This is a genomic window from Micromonospora echinofusca (assembly GCF_017614955.1).
GTDB classification, from domain to species: domain Bacteria; phylum Actinomycetota; class Actinomycetes; order Mycobacteriales; family Micromonosporaceae; genus Micromonospora; species Micromonospora echinofusca_A.
Genome location: NZ_WVUH01000024.1, coordinates 17,466 through 34,120, shown reverse-complemented (window position 1 = coordinate 34,120; position 16,655 = coordinate 17,466). Strand labels below are relative to the sequence as shown.

14 protein-coding genes are annotated in these 16,655 nt (G+C 72.5%); 8 read left to right on the top strand and 6 right to left on the bottom strand.

Translation table 11 applies throughout. The features are described 5' to 3' along the window. Together GSF22_RS05280 and GSF22_RS05275 are read left to right on the top strand one after the other, a co-directional pair. Window positions 1-345: hypothetical protein (locus GSF22_RS05280; protein WP_208811598.1), on the top strand; the 345-nt coding region annotated here is incomplete at its 5' end. Window positions 346-466: 121 nt separating this feature from the next. Then, entirely contained in the window at window positions 467-1,363 is an 897-nt protein-coding gene (locus GSF22_RS05275; RefSeq protein ID WP_208811597.1) for a TIGR01777 family oxidoreductase, read from the top strand. Between the two features lie 62 nt (window positions 1,364-1,425). On the opposite strand, the gene GSF22_RS05270 is transcribed toward GSF22_RS05275, so the two are convergent. Continuing rightward, window positions 1,426-2,634 carry an extracellular catalytic domain type 1 short-chain-length polyhydroxyalkanoate depolymerase gene (locus GSF22_RS05270; protein ID WP_208811596.1) on the bottom strand — a complete coding sequence of 403 codons (1,209 nt, stop codon included), beginning with the start codon at window positions 2,632-2,634 and terminating at the stop codon, window positions 1,426-1,428. Between the two features lie 223 nt (window positions 2,635-2,857). Here GSF22_RS05270 and GSF22_RS05265 point away from each other — a divergent pair, with 223 nt between their 5' ends. The 3 genes from GSF22_RS05265 to lipB all read left to right on the top strand — a co-directional run bounded on the left by GSF22_RS05265 (window position 2,858) and on the right by lipB (window position 6,941). After that, the gene (locus GSF22_RS05265) at window positions 2,858-4,750 is read left to right on the top strand and encodes a DUF2079 domain-containing protein (protein WP_439957745.1); all 1,893 of its coding nucleotides are present in this window, start codon (window positions 2,858-2,860) and stop codon (window positions 4,748-4,750) included. A gap of 140 nt (window positions 4,751-4,890) precedes the next feature. Next, window positions 4,891-6,255: a hypothetical protein gene (locus tag GSF22_RS05260; protein WP_208811595.1), complete on the top strand. Its 1,365-nt coding sequence runs from the start codon at window positions 4,891-4,893 to the stop codon at window positions 6,253-6,255. A gap of 47 nt (window positions 6,256-6,302) precedes the next feature. Then, window positions 6,303-6,941 carry a lipoyl(octanoyl) transferase LipB gene (lipB, locus tag GSF22_RS05255; RefSeq protein WP_208811594.1) on the top strand — a complete coding sequence of 213 codons (639 nt, stop codon included), beginning with the start codon at window positions 6,303-6,305 and terminating at the stop codon, window positions 6,939-6,941. 171 nt (window positions 6,942-7,112) lie between these two features. Here the strand turns inward: lipB and aspS are convergent, their stop codons facing one another. After that, window positions 7,113-8,399 carry an aspartate--tRNA(Asn) ligase gene (gene aspS / locus GSF22_RS05250; RefSeq protein ID WP_208811593.1) on the bottom strand — a complete coding sequence of 429 codons (1,287 nt, stop codon included), beginning with the start codon at window positions 8,397-8,399 and terminating at the stop codon, window positions 7,113-7,115. A gap of 516 nt (window positions 8,400-8,915) precedes the next feature. Here aspS and lipA point away from each other — a divergent pair. Both lipA and GSF22_RS05240 read left to right on the top strand, forming a co-directional pair. Next, a complete protein-coding gene (gene lipA, locus GSF22_RS05245) occupies window positions 8,916-9,860 on the top strand; it encodes a lipoyl synthase (protein ID WP_208811592.1) in 945 nt (314 codons plus the stop codon). A gap of 145 nt (window positions 9,861-10,005) precedes the next feature. Further along, a complete protein-coding gene (locus GSF22_RS05240) occupies window positions 10,006-10,695 on the top strand; it encodes a DUF4191 domain-containing protein (protein ID WP_208811591.1) in 690 nt (229 codons plus the stop codon). Window positions 10,696-10,917: 222 nt separating this feature from the next. Here GSF22_RS05240 and GSF22_RS05235 read toward each other — a convergent pair whose 3' ends face one another. After that, on the bottom strand, window positions 10,918-11,331 hold the full coding sequence (locus GSF22_RS05235; RefSeq protein ID WP_439957744.1) for an RDD family protein: 414 nt from the start codon (window positions 11,329-11,331) through the stop codon (window positions 10,918-10,920). A 252-nt stretch (window positions 11,332-11,583) separates the two neighbouring features. On the opposite strand from GSF22_RS05235, the gene glnA reads away from it, so the two are divergent. Further along, on the top strand, window positions 11,584-13,008 hold the full coding sequence (glnA, locus tag GSF22_RS05230; protein WP_208811589.1) for a type I glutamate--ammonia ligase: 1,425 nt from the start codon (window positions 11,584-11,586) through the stop codon (window positions 13,006-13,008). A gap of 133 nt (window positions 13,009-13,141) precedes the next feature. Here the strand turns inward: glnA and GSF22_RS05225 are convergent, their stop codons facing one another. From GSF22_RS05225 to mptB (GSF22_RS05215), 3 genes are all read right to left on the bottom strand, one after another. Next, window positions 13,142-13,459, bottom strand: coding sequence for a helix-turn-helix transcriptional regulator (locus GSF22_RS05225; RefSeq protein WP_208811588.1), 318 nt, complete (start codon window positions 13,457-13,459; stop codon window positions 13,142-13,144). 232 nt (window positions 13,460-13,691) lie between these two features. Next, window positions 13,692-15,239, bottom strand: a complete 1,548-nt coding sequence (gene mptB, locus GSF22_RS05220) for a polyprenol phosphomannose-dependent alpha 1,6 mannosyltransferase MptB (protein WP_208811587.1) — start codon at window positions 15,237-15,239, stop codon at window positions 13,692-13,694. A 4-nt stretch (window positions 15,240-15,243) separates the two neighbouring features. Next, window positions 15,244-16,647, bottom strand: a complete 1,404-nt coding sequence (mptB, locus tag GSF22_RS05215) for a polyprenol phosphomannose-dependent alpha 1,6 mannosyltransferase MptB (RefSeq protein WP_244366276.1) — start codon at window positions 16,645-16,647, stop codon at window positions 15,244-15,246. Between the last annotated feature and the right edge of the window lie 8 nt (window positions 16,648-16,655).

Here is a 16,655-nt window from a genome sequence, read left to right as displayed (position 1 = left end):
CTGCGGTACGGCCACCACCCGGCCGCCCCGGTGCCGTACGCCGCGCCGATGGTGGTGGCCGTACCGCAGAAGTCGGCTGGCGCGGCGGTCGCGCTCGAACTGGTCCTGGGCCTGTTCGGGGTCTTCGGTGTGGGCAACCTCTACGCCGGCCGGACCACCGCCGGGGTGATCCTGATGTTCTCCTTCTGGGGCATGTTCTGGATCAACTTCTTCCTGCTCTTCCTCGCGGTCGGCATCGTGACCATGCCGTTGACCTGGATCGCGTACCTGGTGGCCGGGTCGCTGCTGGCGGCGCAGGGCATCGAACGGCACAACGCCCAGGTGGCGCTGGCCCCGTCGTACTGAACACGTCCGGGCTGCGGTATCCGATCCACCGGCCGGCAGCGACGCACCCGACCGGCCGTCCCCTACCACCGCATCGGGCACAGCCGCATCCGGACGGCCCGCGGTGACCGAAGATAAGAACATGCGGATCCTCATGGCCGGCGCGTCCGGCTTCCTCGGTACCCGGCTGGCCGACCGGCTCACCGCCGACGGGCACCGGGTCGTCCGGCTGGTACGCCGCCCGACCCGGGGCGCCGACGAGGTCCGGTGGGACCCGACGTCGGCCCACCTGGACCCGGCCGCCGTGGCCGGGGCGGACGCGATCGTCAACCTGGCCGGTGCCGGGGTCGGCGACAAGCGGTGGAACGCCGCGTACAGGGCGCTGATCCGGTCCAGCCGGGTGGACAGCACCACCACGCTCGCCGTCACCATCGCCGGGCTACCTACCGCCGACCGGCCGAAGGTGCTGCTCAACTCCTCCGCCGTCGGTTGGTACGGCAACACCGGCGACCGGCCGGTCGAGGAGGACGCACCGGCCGGCAACGGGTTCCTCGCCGACGTGGCCCGGGTCTGGGAGGCGGCCACCCGGCCGGCCGAGGACGCCGGGGTACGCGTGGTCCGACTCCGCACCGGCCTGCCGCTGCACCGGGACGGCGGCCTGCTCAAGCCGCAGTTGCTGCCGTTCAAGCTCGGCATCGCCGGGCGGCTCGGCAGCGGCCGGCAGTGGGTGCCGTGGATCGCGATGACCGACTGGCTGGAGGCCGTACGCTTCCTGCTCGACCGGGCCGACCTCGCCGGGGCGGTGAACGTGGTGGGCCCGCGTCCGGTGACCAACGCCGAGTTCACCCGGGAGCTGGCTGCCGCCGTGCACCGGCCGGCGGTCATCCCGATCCCGGCGATCGCCCTCAAGCTGGCTCTCGGCGGGTTCGCCACCGAGGCGTTGACCAGTACCCGGGTCCTGCCCGGGGTGCTCACCCGGGCCGGCTTCACCTGGCGGCACCCCGACCTGGCCGGCGCCCTGCACGCCGCCCTGACGTAAGGAAGGGCCCCTTCTTAACGCTTTCGGTAGAGGAAGGGGCCCTTGTTAACACCCGAACCCCGTCAGCAGCCGACGACCCAGTAGTTGGTGCCGGTCTGCTTCAGGCTGGTCGTGTAGAACGTGTTGTACAGGCCCATCCGCTGGTTCGAGCCGAGCGCGTAGGCGTACCCCAGGGAGACGTAGGCCCGACCGGCGGTGACGTGCGCGTAGTTGCTCGCGGTGACGCAGACCGGCGTGGCGGTCGGCGAGGGAGTCGGACTGGCGGTCGCCGTCGGGGTCGGGCTCGGACCGCCGCCCACGCCGTCGAGTCCGAAGAAGACCGCGTCCCGGTACGCCGAACAGATGGTGTCCAGGAAGTACGCCCCGGCGGTGCCGCACTGGTCGGCGCCGGTGCCCGGGTCGACCGGGGTGCCGTGGCCCATTCCACCGACCCGGTAGACGCGCACCACGTCCGCGCCGTACCGCTCCAGGGTGGTGCCCCCGGGCAGCGACGCGGTCCCGGTCGGGGTCTGCGACACGCCGAGCACGTCGGTCCACTGGTCCCGGGACTCGGTGGCGTTGGCCACGGCCACCGTGTAGTCGCTGGTGCCGTGCCAGACGGCCACCCTCGGCCGGGGGCCGGAGTACCCGGGATAGGCGTTGCGGACCAGGTCACCCCACTGGGCGGGGGTCCTGTCCACCCCGGGGCTCATGCAGGAGAAGGCGGTCACCGTGCTGGTCGCGCAGCCGTGGGGCACGCCCGCGACGACCGAACCGGCGGTGAAGACATCCGGGTACGCGGCGAGCATCGCGGAAACCATCGCGCCACCGGCGGAGAGCCCGCTGACGTAGACCCGCCCGGTGCCGTAGCTGGTCCTGGCGTGGTCCACCATCTGCTTGATCGACAGTGCCTCGCCCTGGCCGCGTCGGGTGTCCCCCGGCTCGAACCAGTTGAAGCAGGCGTTGGCGTTGTTGGCGGACTTCTGCTCGGGCACGATCAGCGCGAACTGCCACTGGTCGGCGTACTTCCGCCAGCCGGAGTTGGTGAAGTAGGTGTTCGCGTTCTGCGTGCAGCCGTGCAGCAGCACCACGGCCGGCGCGCCGGTCGGCAGCCCGTCCGGACGGTAGGCGTACATGGCGAGGTTGCCGGGGTTGGAACCGAAGCCGGTCACCTGGGTGAGGGTGGCCGCCTGGGCGGGAGCGGTGCCGACGAGGACGGCGGCGGCCACCAGGACGGTACCGGCGACGACGCCGGCCAACCGGGTGAGCAGGGTCGAGGAGCGGCGGCGCATCGGCGGCCTCCTGATCATGGGATGTGAACTGGGTCACCCCGGGATTGCCAGGACGTTACGACGATGTGTCAGAGCAATGACATGGGCCGGGTTCACACATTCACCGACGTTGAGGTGTGCCCGGGGTTCGGGTGTTAGGAAGGGGCCCTTCCTCTACCAAAAGCGATAAGAGGGGGCCCTTCCTTGCACGGTGGGCGGGGTTGTGGTTGGTAACGTCCGGCCCGTGCCGACATCGCCGTCTCAGGTCAACGGGCCGCCGCAGCCCGACCCGCCGTCCGGCGCCGCCGACGTACCGGTGTGCCGGTCGGCCCGCCGCCGGGTCGACGTGGTGGTGCTGGTCGCCGCGCTCGCGCTGGCCGTCTGGGTGACCGTGGGGCTGTGGCGGAACCCGGACGGGCGGGCCGTCACCGTCAACTCCAGCGACCAGGCGCTCTTCGAGTGGCTGCTCGCCTTCGGCGCGCACGCACTGACCCACGGCGACAACCCGCTCTACACGTACCTGCTGAACGTCCCGGACGGCGTCAACCTCGCGGTCAACACCTCGATCACGGTGTACGCGGCGGTCTTCGCCCCGCTGACCTACCTGATCGGTCCGCCCGCCACGTTCCTGGTCATCCTCACGCTGAACCTCGCCGCCACCGCCGTGGCCTGGTACTGGCTGCTCTCCCGGCACCTGGTCGGGGATCCGGTCGCCGCCGCCGTGGGCGGGCTGTTCATCGGCTTCGCACCCGGCATGGTGTCGCACGCCAACGCGCACCTCAACTGGACCGCCGGTTGGCTGGTACCGCTGCTGGTGTGGCGGACCTTCGCGCTCCGGGAACCGGACCGGCCCGACCCGACGCCGGGCCGCCCCGGCTCGGTGTGGCGCCGGCTGCGTTGGCTGCGTAACGGGGTGCTGCTCGGGGTGCTCGTCGCGGTCGCCTTCTCGATCGCCGCCGAGGGGTTGTTCTTCACCGCACTCGCCGTCGGGGTCTTCCTGACCGTCTGGGCCCTGCACCCGGCCCGGCGGGCCGAGGCCCGGGCCGCGCTGCCCACCTTCGTCCGGGGGCTCGCGGTGACCGCGTCGACCGCCGGCATCCTGCTGGGGTACCCGCTCTGGCTGCACTTCGCCGGCCCGCAGCGGTTCCACGGCACCGGTTTCGACCCGGTGATCCACGCCGAGGACATCGCCGCGTTCGGGGCGTACCCGCAACGGAGCCTGGCCGGGCTGGTTGGTTGGGACACCACCCTCGCGCCGAACCCGACCGAGGAGAACAGCTTCTTCGGGGTACCCCTGCTGCTGCTCGCCGTCGCCTGTTTCGGGCTGCTCTGGCGGTACGCCGACCGGGCCCACCGGGCCACCCTGACCGCGATCGGGGTGACCGCACTGGTCTTCACGGTGCTCTCCTGGGGTCCCCGGGCGAAACTCGACGGCACCTACACCGACGTACCGCTGCCCTTCGCGCTCCTCGGGCAGTTTCCGGTGATCAACGCGGCGCTGCCGTCGCGGTTGGCGCTGGTGGTCGCCCCGCTGGTCGGCCTGCTGCTGGCCGGGGCGGTGGCCCTGCTGCGCGCCCGGCCCGGGAGCCGGTCGAGGGTGGCGTGGTGGGTGGCGTACGCGGTGGCGCTGCTCCCGCTGCTGCCCACGCCGCTGCTGACCCGGGAACGGGAACCGGTCCCGACCTTCATCACCGCCGGCACCTGGCAGCGGTACGTCCCACCGGGCGGGGTGCTCACCCCGGTACCGCTGACCGTGGACGTCACCCCGGACGGGCAGCGCTGGCAGGCGTACGCCCTGGCCCACCGGCAGGGTGAGTTCGCCCTGCCGGCCGGGTTCTTCCTCGGGCCGGGTGGCCCGGACGGCCGGGGCCGGATCGGTCCGGTCCCACGCACGTTCGACACGCTGCTGATGCAGGCCGCGCAGTACGGCGCGGTGCCGATCGTCACCGACGGGACCCGGCGGTTGGTCCGCGACGACCTGCGGTACTGGCGGGTGGACGTGGTGGTACTGGCCGACCGGGTGCACGGCGCGAAGTTCCCCGTCGACGCCGACGTGCTGCTGCGCACCACCACCGCCCTGCTCGGCCCGCCCGAACGGGTCGACGACGTCTGGCTCTGGCGGGTCGCAGGGGCGTGACCGGTGCCGGTCCGGCCACGCTGACCGATCGACGGGCAGCGCTGGTCGACCGGATCGCGTCTAATGGGCCAATGGTGTCGTGCGCACGCCTCGGATGGCGCCCACGGAGCAGGGCGGGACTGGTCCGGGGTACCGCTGCGGTGTTCGCCGCCCTGGTGCTGCTGGCCGCCGCCGCGATCGCCCCCGACTGGCTGGCCCGGACCGCCGGTGCCGCCGCCACCACCGACCAGCCCACCGCACCGGCCCGGCTGCACGATCCCTGGTTCTGGCAGGCCACCGTCGGGGAGCGGCCGGCGGGTCCGGCCACCGTGCTGTTCTTCACCGACCGGACCCGCTACTTCGAGTCGACGGGGGTGATGGTGGGCCGCACGGGCGGGTACCGCCTGCTCCCGGTGGACGTCGGCGAGGGGCAGGGGGTGCTCTCCCCGGACGGACGCCTCTACCTGCGTCCGGGCAGCGGCGTGGTGGTGGACCTGGCCACCGGCGAGGAACGACGGAGCGGTCCGACCGGGTTCCGTCCGCTGGCCTGGTCGCCCCGGGACGGCGAGTTGCTGGGTACCCGGGACAACGACGACACCGTCGTCACCTACGGTCCGGACAACCAGCCGGTGAACGACCCGGCCCACCCGGACGACCTGCTCGCCGTGGACCTGCACACCGCTCGCACCCGGGTGGTACCGGCCGGTACCTTCGCCAGCCACGCCGCCGCCTCCTGGTCCCCGGACGGGCGGCTGATCGTGGTCGCCGGTGCGGTCGGACCGGGTGACGGGGACCGGCAACGGGTGACGGTCGTCGACCCGTGGACCGGGGCGGTCCGCTGGAGCCGCGACCTGGCGGGGGGGTACCGGCTCGGTGGCCGGGCCGCGTGGAGCCCGGACGGCGGTCGGATCGCCCTGCTCGGGTACGAGGGTTGCGCCGGGGACGCCTGCCCGCCGGAGTCGGTGGCCGCCCGGCAGTGGCGGATCGGCTACCTGGATGCGCTCACCGGTGCCCCGCTGGGCTCTGCGGTCCCGCTGGACGGGTGGCCGAAGGAGGTGGTCGGCTGGCGGGCCGGTACCGAGCCGGTGCTGACCCGGGTGCCGGAGGGGGAGGTCCGGGTCGGGGGCAGCCACCTGGTCGTCGTGGCGGTACGGTCCGACGGCCGGTCCGAGACACTGGTGGACTCCCCGGCCGGGGTGACCGGCATCGAGTTGCCCGACGTGGTGCTCGCCCAGTCGGCGTTCGGCGGCGGGGATCACCGGCCGTCGGTGTTCGCCGCTCCGCTCTGGGCGTACCTGCTGGTCGCCGCGCCGCCGTTGGTCCTGGTCGGCTGGCTGGTCCGGCGCCGCCGTACCGCCCGGTCCGCTGGCGCCACCCTGCCCACTGGCGTCGGTGCGGGTGCCGGCGTCGCCCCACCCGCCACCGCCACCCTCACCGGTGCCGGAGCCGGAGCCGGAGCCGCCACCCTCACCGGTGCCGGCGCCGGATCGACCCAGCCCACGGCTGACGCGCCACCTGCCGGGTGAGCGGTCTCACCGACTGCCACCCGCCCCGATCGGACTACGCTGACGACGTGACCAGTACGACTTCCGGCCTGACGGCCGTGCGCGCCGGCGTACTCGACTATCTGACCGCGTGGGACGAGCAGCGCCGCCTGCACGAGGCGGTGGTGGCGGGCGAGGAGTCCGACACCGTGCTGCTGCTGGAGCATCCCAGCGTCTACACCGCCGGTAAGCGGACCGAGCCGTGGGACCGGCCGATGGACGGTACCCCGGTGGTCGACGTCGACCGCGGCGGCAAGATCACCTGGCATGGTCCGGGTCAGCTCGTCGGGTACCCGATCCTCAAGCTGCCCGACCCGATCGACGTGGTCGCCTACGTGCGGCGTACCGAGCAGCTGCTGATCGACGTCTGCGCCGAGCTGGGGCTGACCACCACCCGGGTGGAGGGGCGCAGCGGGGTGTGGGTACCGGACGACGAGCGCGGGCCGGCCCGCAAGATCGCCGCCATCGGGATCCGGGTGTCCCGGGGGGTGACCCTGCACGGGTTCGCCATCAACTGCGACTGCGACCTGACGTACTACGACCGGATCGTGCCGTGCGGCATCCGGGACGCCGGGGTCACCTCGCTCAGCGCCGAGCTGGGCCGGTCGGTCACCGTGGCCGAGGTGCTGCCGGTCGTCGAGCACCGGCTGCCGACCCTGCTCGCCTGAGCCGTTCGCCTGACCCGTTCGCCTGACCCGTTTCCCTGACCCGTTCCCCTGAGCCGTTCGCCTGACCTGTTCCCCGGGTGGTCGCCGACGCGGAGGTGACCACCCCAGGTGTTAGGAAGGGCCCCTTCCTATACCGAAAACGTTAAGAAGGGGCCCTTCCTTACACCCCCGTCAGGGGGTGAGGCGGTGCAGGTCGCGCGGGAAGGCGGTCACCTCACGGACGTTGGTGGCGCCGACCAGCCGGGCGACGAGGCGTTCCAGCCCGATCGCGAACCCGCCGTGCGGCGGCATGCCGTGCCGGAACCCGTCCAGGTAGCCGGCGTACGCCCCGACCGGTTCGCCCCGCGCGGCCAGCGCCGCCAGGTAGTCGTCGTACCGGTGCAGCCGCTGCCCGCCGGTGACCAGCTCCACGCCCCGGAACAGCAGGTCGAACCCGTTGGAGTAGGCGGGCCGGGCCGGGTCGGGATGGGTGTAGAAGGGGCGCTTCGCCATCGGGTACCCGGTGACGAAGACGAAGTCGCTGCCGTGTTGCCGGGCTGCCCACTCCCCCACCGCCCGTTCGTGGGCCGGGGCGAGGTCGGGCTCGTCGTCGGGGGCGCCGGCGACCGCGAGCGCCTCGGTGAAGTGCAGTGCGGGGATCTCGGCCGGTACCGACGGTACGGTCCGGCCCAGGGCGGCCAGCGCGGCACCGGCCCGCACGGACACCTCCCCGAGCATGCCGGCCAGGGTGTCCCGCAGCACCGCCATCACGTCCCGGTGGTCGGCGACGAACCCCAGTTCGGCGTCGAGGGAGGTGTACTGCGCCAGGTGCCGGACGGTGTCGTGCGGTTCGGCCCGGAACACCGGCCCGACCTCGTAGACCCGTTCGAGGACGCCGACCATGAGCTGTTTGTAGAACTGCGGGGACTGGGCCAGGTACGCCGGCCGGCCGAAGTAGTCGAGCGCGAAGACGGTCGCCCCGGACTCGGTCGACGAGCTGACGATCTTCGGGGTGTGCACCTCGGTGAAGCCCTGCCCGTCCAGGGTGGCGCGGAAGCCGGCCACCGCCGCCGCCGAGATCCGCAGTGCGGCGGCCCGGGTGGGGTGGCGCAGTGCCACGGCCGCGTGGTCCAGTTGGGTCGGCAGGCTCGCGGTGAGCGTCGGCCGGTACAGGTCGAACGGCGGGGGTACGGCGGGCGCGCCGAGCAGGCGTACCCGGGGCGCGGTCAGCTCGACCCCGGCGGGGGCTGCCGGTTCGGCCACCGGCGTGCCGGTGACCTCGACGGCGCTCTCCTCGGTGAGCTGTTCGACCTGGGCGCGGGTCGCCGGGTCGGTGACCACCACCTGGGCCAGGCCGGTGGCGTCCCGGAGGATCAGGAAGGCCACCGACTTGAGCAGCCGGCGGCGGTGGACCCAGCCGGCGATCCGGACGGGGGTGCCGATGTGGGTGGGGAGTTGGCGGGACAGGACACGTTGCATGGCGGCTACCTCCTCGTCGGTGCGCAACGCCTCCGCCGTCGACGGGTGCCGGTCGGCGGAGCCTGTGGTCAGCCCCGGGAGGTGTGGGCGAGCGGGAACTCGCGGTGCCACCACACCTTCACCGCCGGCCCGTGGGGCCGGCGGCCTCGTTCGTCGCCCGTGACGCCGGGCCTGGTCGGCGGGTTCTACGCAGGCGCCGCAGCGCCGTTCTTCCCGCAGCTCGGGAGGGTCTTCACGTCCGGTGCGGAGACCACCTTCCCAGCTGCCGGTGGTTCTCTGCGCTCCGCTGGCCGGACGTTACTTGGCTCCGTCGTCGCCGTTGCCGTCCGACGGTAGTGTCAGCGGCCCGGCCGGCCCAGTGGTTTTCCGGGGCGGCCGGGCCGGTTCCCAGGCTTCGCGGTTTCCGGGCCGCCGGCGCGGATCGTTCCGGCGCGTGACCGGTCTCACGGGATTTCCCGTGGTGAGCCGCGTCGCCCCGCTCCATCGACCACCGCCGTCGGGCGTAGGCTCGGATTCGTGACGATTGCTCCTGAGGGCCGGCGCCTGCTGCGCATCGAGGCCCGCAACGCCGAGACCCCGATCGAGCGCAAGCCGCCGTGGATCAAGGTCAAGGCCAAGATGGGGCCGGAGTACACCGAACTGCGCGGCCTGGTGTCCCGCGAAGGGTTGCACACGGTCTGCCAGGAGGCCGGCTGTCCCAACATCTACGAGTGCTGGGAGGATCGCGAGGCGACCTTCCTGATCGGCGGGGACCAGTGCACCCGTCGGTGCGACTTCTGCCAGATCGACACGGGCAAGCCGGCCGAGTTCGACGCCGACGAGCCGCGCCGGGTCGCCGAGTCGGTGGCGACCATGGGGCTGCGGTACGCGACCGTCACCGGGGTGGCCCGCGACGACCTGCCCGACGGCGGGGCCTGGCTGTACGCGGAGACCGTCCGGCAGATCCACGCCCTCCAGGCCGACTGCGGCGTCGAGCTGCTGATCCCGGACTTCAACGCGGTGCCGGAGCAGCTGGCCGAGGTTTTCGGCGCCCGCCCCGAGGTGCTGGCGCACAACGTGGAGACGGTTCCCCGGATCTTCAAGCGGATCCGGCCGGCGTTCCGCTACGAGCGGTCGCTCGACGTCATCCGGCAGGCCCGCGCGGCCGGCCTGGTCACCAAGTCCAACCTGATCCTGGGCATGGGTGAGGAACGGGCCGAGATCTCCCAGGCGCTGCGGGACCTGCACGACGCCGGTTGTGAGCTGATCACCATCACGCAGTACCTGCGCCCCACCCCGCGCCACCACCCGGTGGAGCGCTGGGTGAAGCCGGAGGAGTTCGTCGAGCTGCGCGAGGAGGCCGAGGAGATCGGTTTCGCCGGGGTGATGAGCGGCCCGCTGGTGCGCTCGTCGTACCGGGCGGGCCGGCTGTACCGGCAGGCGCTGGACGCCCGCACGGAGCAGGTGGCCCCGGCGCACTGACCCGCGCTACCGGGGCAGGCGACCCGGGCGCTGACCGGCGCTACCGGGGCAGGCGACCCGGGCGCTGACCCGCGTCGGGCGGCCGGCTCCGCTGGCCGCCGGGCGCGGATCAACCCGGTGTACGTGGACCACTAGACTCCCTGGCATGGCAAAGCCCCAGGAGAAGGTCTCGTTCGGCCAGCGGCTGAAGCAGATCGGGATGGTGTTCTCGTTCACCGCCAAGCAGGACCGGTGGTTCGCGCCGCTGGCCGCCGCCGCGGTGCTGATCCCGCTGTCCTTGACCGTGGTGGCGGTCCTGCTCTGGGGCTGGCTCTGGCTGCCGATCGGCATCCTGCTCACGCTGCTCGCCCTGCTGATCGTGCTGAACGTACGCTCCAACGCGGCGATGATGAACGCCGCCGAGGGGCAGCCCGGCGCGGCGGCCTCGATCATGGAGAACATGCGGGGTGACTGGCGGGTCACCCCGGCGGTCAGCTCGACCACCCAGATGGACATGGTCCACCTGGTGATCGGGAAGCCGGGCGTGATCCTGCTCGCCGAGGGCAACCCGCAGCGGGTACGCGGACTGCTCGGTCAGGAGAAGCGGCGGCTGTCGAAGGTGATCGGCAACGCCCCGCTCTACGACTACGTGATCGGCCAGGGCGAGGGCGAGCTGTCGGTCCGCAAGCTGCGGATGACCATGATGCGGCTGCCCCGCAACCTGACCGGCAAGGACGTCAACGCCCTCGACAAGCGGCTGAAGGCGCTGACCGCCCGGCCGCAGATGCCGAAGGGCGCGATCCCGAAGAACATGCGCCCGTCCAAGGGCGCGTTCCGTCAGATGCGCGGTCGCTGACCCGACGTCGGTTTCCCGCCGGCCACCGCCGACAGGTGGCCGCTACGGACAGGTGGCCACCCGTCGTTCGACGGGTGGCCACTGTCGTCGACGGTGGCCACTGTCGTCGACGGGTCGCTGTCGGATAACGGGTGGCCACTGCGATCGGGGTGGCCCTGTCGATCAGCGGGTGGCGCTGTAGATCAGGGATGACCCTGTCGGATCAGCGGGTGGCGCTGTAGATCAGCGGCCGGCCGCCGGGACGACGACCGAACCGACCAGGCGGTCGTGCAGGCCACGGCGGTGCTCGTCCATCAGCAGGGCGGGGACGACGAGCGCGAGCAGGACGCCCCGCAGCAGGGCCCGGATCACGCCGATCCGGCCGCCGTCGGCCCAGGCGAGGCAGCGGATCCGGGTGACGAACATGCCGGGGGTCTGCGCGAAGAGCCCGACGAAGAGGGCGTACTCGAAGACCAGGACCACCACGGGTGCCCAGCCGTCGCGTACCGGGTCGGCGAAGAGGTTCGACACCAGCAGGCAGAGCACCCAGTCGATCAGCAGGGCGCCGAACCGGCGGCCCAGGCTGGCCGGGACGAACTGGGGATCCCCGGCGGGTGGTACGGGTACCGGATCATGTGTCGTGGTCACAGCAGCCAAGGTTAGCCAGGGCACCTCCGGGCCCCGGGCACCGGTTCGGCAGATGACGGCAAATGGGATTAACAGCGTGAATTAGCGGGGACCGGCGCCTACGGGTATCGTCCGAACGGACATCGGATGACGGCTGAGCGGCGCGTATGACGCTCCGCGAGTGACGTAACACGGCAGAAACACTCAAGACACGGCCGGGCAACCCCACGGCCATAGCGTCGCCAGCAGCCTAGCCACCCAGTGGACGTGCCAGGAGGACGTGTGTTCGCCAATCCCGAGGAACTCCTGCGATACCTCAAGAACGAGGACGTAAAGTTCGTCGACGTACGTTTTTGTGACCTGCCCGGCGTGATGCAGCACTTCAACCTGCCGGTCGAGTCGTTCGACGAGAGCGTCTTCGCCGACGGCCTCGCGTTCGACGGTTCCTCGATCCGTGGTTTCCAGGCGATCCACGAGTCGGACATGCTCCTGCTCCCGGACGTCGCCAGCGCCTTCATCGACCCGTTCCGGGCCCAGAAGACCCTCGCGCTGAACTTCTTCATCCACGACCCGTTCACCCGCGAGGCGTACTCCCGGGACCCGCGGAACGTGGCCAAGAAGGCCGAGGCGTACCTCGCCGCGAGCGGCATCGCGGACACCGCGTACTTCGGTGCCGAGGCAGAGTTCTACGTCTTCGACTCCATCCGGTACGAGACCTCGGGGCACCAGGCGTACTACCACATCGACTCGATCGAGGGCGCCTGGAACACCGGCCGGGAGGAGGAGGGCGGCAACCGCGGCTACAAGACCGCGTACAAGGGTGGCTACTTCCCGGTCCCGCCGGTCGACCACCTCGCCGACCTGCGGGACAGCATGGTCCGCCGGCTGGTGGACGCGGGCTTCACCGTGGAGCGCTCGCACCACGAGGTGGGCACCGCCGGGCAGTCCGAGATCAACTACAGGTTCTCGACGCTGCTGCACTCGGCCGACCAGCTCCAGCTCTTCAAGTACATCATCAAGAACGAAGCCTGGGCGGCCGGCAAGACCGCGACCTTCATGCCCAAGCCGATCTTCGGGGACAACGGCTCCGGCATGCACACCCACCAGAGCCTCTGGCTCAACGGTGAGCCGCTGTTCTACGACGAGACCGGCTACGCCGGCCTGTCCGACACGGCCCGCTGGTACATCGGTGGTCTGCTGCACCACGCGCCGTCGCTGCTCGCCTTCACCAACCCGACGGTCAACTCGTACCGTCGGCTGGTGCCGGGCTTCGAGGCCCCGGTCAACCTGGTCTACTCGCAGCGCAACCGCTCCGCCTGCACCCGCATCCCGGTGACCGGCAGCAACGCCAAGGCCAAGCGGGTCGAGTTCCGCGTACCGGACCCGTCGAGCAACCCGTACCTCGCCTTCGCGGCGATGATGATGGCCGGCCTGGACGGCATCAAGAACAAGATCGAGCCGCCGGCGCCGATCGACAAGGACCTGTACGACCTGCCGCCGGAGGAGTGGGGCTCGGTCAAGCAGGTACCGGGTTCGCTCTCCGAGGTGCTCGACGCGCTGGAGGCCGACCACGACTACCTGCTGGAGGGTGGCGTCTTCACGCCGGACCTGATCTCCACCTGGGTCGAGTGGAAGCGCGCCAACGAGGTCGACCCGGTCCGCCTGCGGCCGACCCCGCACGAGTTCGCCATGTACTTCGACTGCTGAACCGATCCACCCGACGGCTCGGGGCCGGTCCGCTCACCACGGACCGGCCCTGAGCCGTTTCCGTACCCCGACGGGTCACCGGCGGCACACCGGTGACCCGGCCACCGTCACCCTGGAGGCGGTACGACCACCGTCACCCGTCCTGCTGGAAGATCCGGATCAGCTCGCCGACGGCATGTTCCTCCTCGGCCGGGTGCCGGAACCGACCCGCCTGGTTGATCGTGTACCGGTTACGCCGACCCACCCGTTCCCGGGTCAGGTAACCGCCCGATTCGAGGTCCGCCACGATGCCCTGGGCGGCGCGCTCGGTGATGCCGACGAGATCCGCCACATCCCGTAGTCGGGCCTGGGGGTCCCGGGCCAGGGCGAGCAGGACGTGGGCATGGTTGGTCAGGAAGGTCCACCCGGGGGTGGGACGTTCCGGTGTCGTAACAGGCACGGCCCCGAGCATAAGGAAGGGCCCCCTGTTAACGCATTCGGTAGAGGAAGGGTCCCTTGTTAACACCTGCCGTCGGTGGACGCGCCGCCGTGGCTGGACGGCCGACCCGCCGGCCCGTCCGCCGGGCGCTCCCGGCCGGGCAGTGCCGCAGTCAGCTCGCGTACCACCCGGATCAGCAGGTCGACTGCGCACGACTCGACCGCGTGGCGGCCGTGGCGGGTGGCCCGCACCCGCTGCCCGGCGTTCAGGTGTTAATAGGGGGCCCTTCCTCTACCGAATGCGTTAACAGGGGGCCCTTCCTTACCAGCACCAGCAGCAGGAGGGTCAGCAGAGCGGTCATCAGGATGGCGCCGGGGGCCTTGGTGTAGCGGGCCAGGCTGGTGCCGTCGGGCAGGACGAGGAAGGCCGCCACCGCGCACGGCAGCAGGAACCAGTCGGTCCGGGTCATCGTGACGGCGAGCAGCAGCAGCGGCCAGGTGGCGTACCAGGGGTGGAAGACCGGGGCGAGTACGACGGTGGCGGTCAGGGCGAGCCCGGCGCCGGTCAACGCCACCCGGGGACGGGCCGCGTCCAGCCGGGCGACCCGGTTGCGTCCCGGACCGAGCCGGCCCACCTGGTCGACGGCGGTACCGACCCCACGCAGTCGTACCCAGGCCCGCCAGAACAGCACCACGATCAGCAGGGCGAGCAGTACCACCGCGACGGCCCGGGTGACCGGTACGGCGTCCGGGTCCCGCCCGACGAGCCGGCCGGCGTAGTCGATGACGAGGCCGACGGCAGTGGGCGGGGAGGTCCACTGTTTCGAGTCTCCGCTGCTGGTCAGGGCGCCGACCCAGCCGGGACCGAGTCCGGAGAGTCCGGTGGCGGCGACCAGCGCCGCCCCGGTTCCGGCGACCACCCAGGCCCCGTCGGCGGCGAGCCGGCGGGGTCGGTACAGCCCGGCGAGGCCGGCCAGCGCGGCGAACGGCAGCACCACGATGGCGGTGGCCTTGACCGCCACGGCGAGGCCGAGCAGGGCACCGCCGGCCAGCAGCGGCCCGGGACGGCCGGGGTGGCGGACCACCAGCAGCAGGGCGGCGGCGAGCAGGCCGAGCATGACCGCGTCGTTGTGTGCGCCGGAGACCAGGTGCACGCCGACCAGCGGGCAGGCCAAGACCAGCCAGTGGGCCCGCTGCGGGCCGACGCCGCAGCGGCGGGCCAGTTCGGGCAGGCAGGCGGCGGTGAGCAGTACCCCGGCCAGGGCGAGGAGCCGCAGGACGACGAGGGCGCCGGTCAGGGTGCCGCCGAGGTCGGTGGCCAGCCCGGCGAGGGCCACGAAGACCGGGCCGTACGGGGCGGGAGTGTCCCGCCAGATCGGGGCGACCGCGTCCACCCAGGGGCAGCCGGCTCCGGCGGGGCCGACCGCGTACGGGTCGCCGCCGGTCGCGTACAGCCAGCCCTGGCAGGCGTACGAGTAGACGTCGCGGCTGCCCAGCGGCGGGGCGACCAGCAGTGGCAGCAGCCAGAGGGCCACCGTGGCGAGCACCCAGCGGGTACCCGGTGTGCCGTGCCGCAGGGCCCACCAGGCGCCGGTGAGCAGGGCGGTACCGGCCAGCCAGGCGAGCACCGGCCACGGCCCGTACCGGCCGGCGAGCGGCCCACCCGACAGTGTCGGCAGGGCCCCGCCGAGGTACGCGGCGACGGCGAGCAGCACCGCGCCGGCCAGCCCGCCCCACCGCACGAGCCGGTGCCGGGCCGCCGGGACATCGCGGGCCGCCGGGACGTCACGGGCTGCCTGGTCGTCACCTGTCACCGGGTCACCCGCTCCGCTGGCCGGTCCTCCGCGCCGACCGTACCAAGTGCACGGCGACCGCGATCACGATCAGCGTCATCAGCGGGGCCCCGGGCATCTTGGTGTACCGGGGCAGGCCGGTCCCGTCGGGCAGCACCATGAAGCTGACCGCCACGGTGACCACGGCGAACCAGCGGGTCCGGACCGCGCTGGCGGCGAGCAGGACCAGCGGCCAGGTGGAGTACCAGGGGTGGAACACCGGGGCGAGGGCGACGGTGGCGGCCAGGGCCAGCGCCGCGCCCCACAGCGGGTCGCGGGTGCGGGAGCGCCACCAGAGCCAGACCAGCAGCACGGCGAGGACGGCCACCCCGGCGGCGCGGGCGGCCGGCAGCGCGTCGACGTGCCAGCCACCGAGGACCGCCAGGTAGCCGATGGTCTGTCCGACGGCGGTCGGCGGGGAACTCCAGGCGATCGCGTCGCCGCTGCGGGACAGCCCGGCCACCCAGCCGAAGTCCAGGCCCGCGGCGAGGGTCGCGGCCACCACCGCACCGGCCGCGCCGCCGGCCACCCACCCGCCGTCGCGGACCAGCTTTTTCAGCCGGTACGCCCCGACGACTGCCAGCAGTGCGGCGAACGGCACCACCACCAGCGCGGTCACCTTGATCGCGCCGGCCAGGCCGAGCAGTGCACCACCGGCGAGCAGGAATCCGGGGCGGCCGGGCCGGGACACGATCACGGCGAGGCCGGCGACCAGCAGACCGATCATCAGCGCGTCGTTGTGCGCGCCGGAGACCAGGTGCACGCCGACCAGCGGGGAGGCCAGGCCCAGCCAGAGGGCCCGTTCGACGGGCACCCCGGCGTGCCGGGCGAGCACCGGCAGGCAGAGCGCGGTGAGTACGACGCCGGCCACGGCGACCAGCCGGAACACGGCGATGATCAGGGTCAGTGAGTCGGTGGCGGCGACCACCCCACCGGAGATCAGCACGAAGAACGGCCCGTACGGCGCCGGGGTGTCCCGCCAGATCAGCGAGATCGAGTCCAGCCAGGGGCAGGGCAGCGCGGAGACCCCCTGGGTGTACGGGTCGCCCCCGGCGGCCCAGGTCGCGCCCTGGCAGGCGTACGCGTAGACGTCCCGGCTGCCCAGCGGCGGCGCCACCAGCAGCGGGAGCAGCCAGAGCCCGGCGGTGACCAGCGCCCAGCGCGCGGACGGCACCCGGTCGCGCAGCGTCCACCAGGCCCAGGCGAGCAGGGCGGTACCGGCCAGCCACAGCAGAATGATCAGCGGCCCGTGCTCGCCCTGCCAGATGCTGACCGGGGTGACCTTCGGCCGCAGGTCGGGTAGGGCGCCGCCGAGGAACGCGGCCACCGCCAGCAGGATCGAGCCGAGCAGGCCGCCGTAGCGGGCGAGGTGGTGGGGCACGCCGGACATGCTGCCAG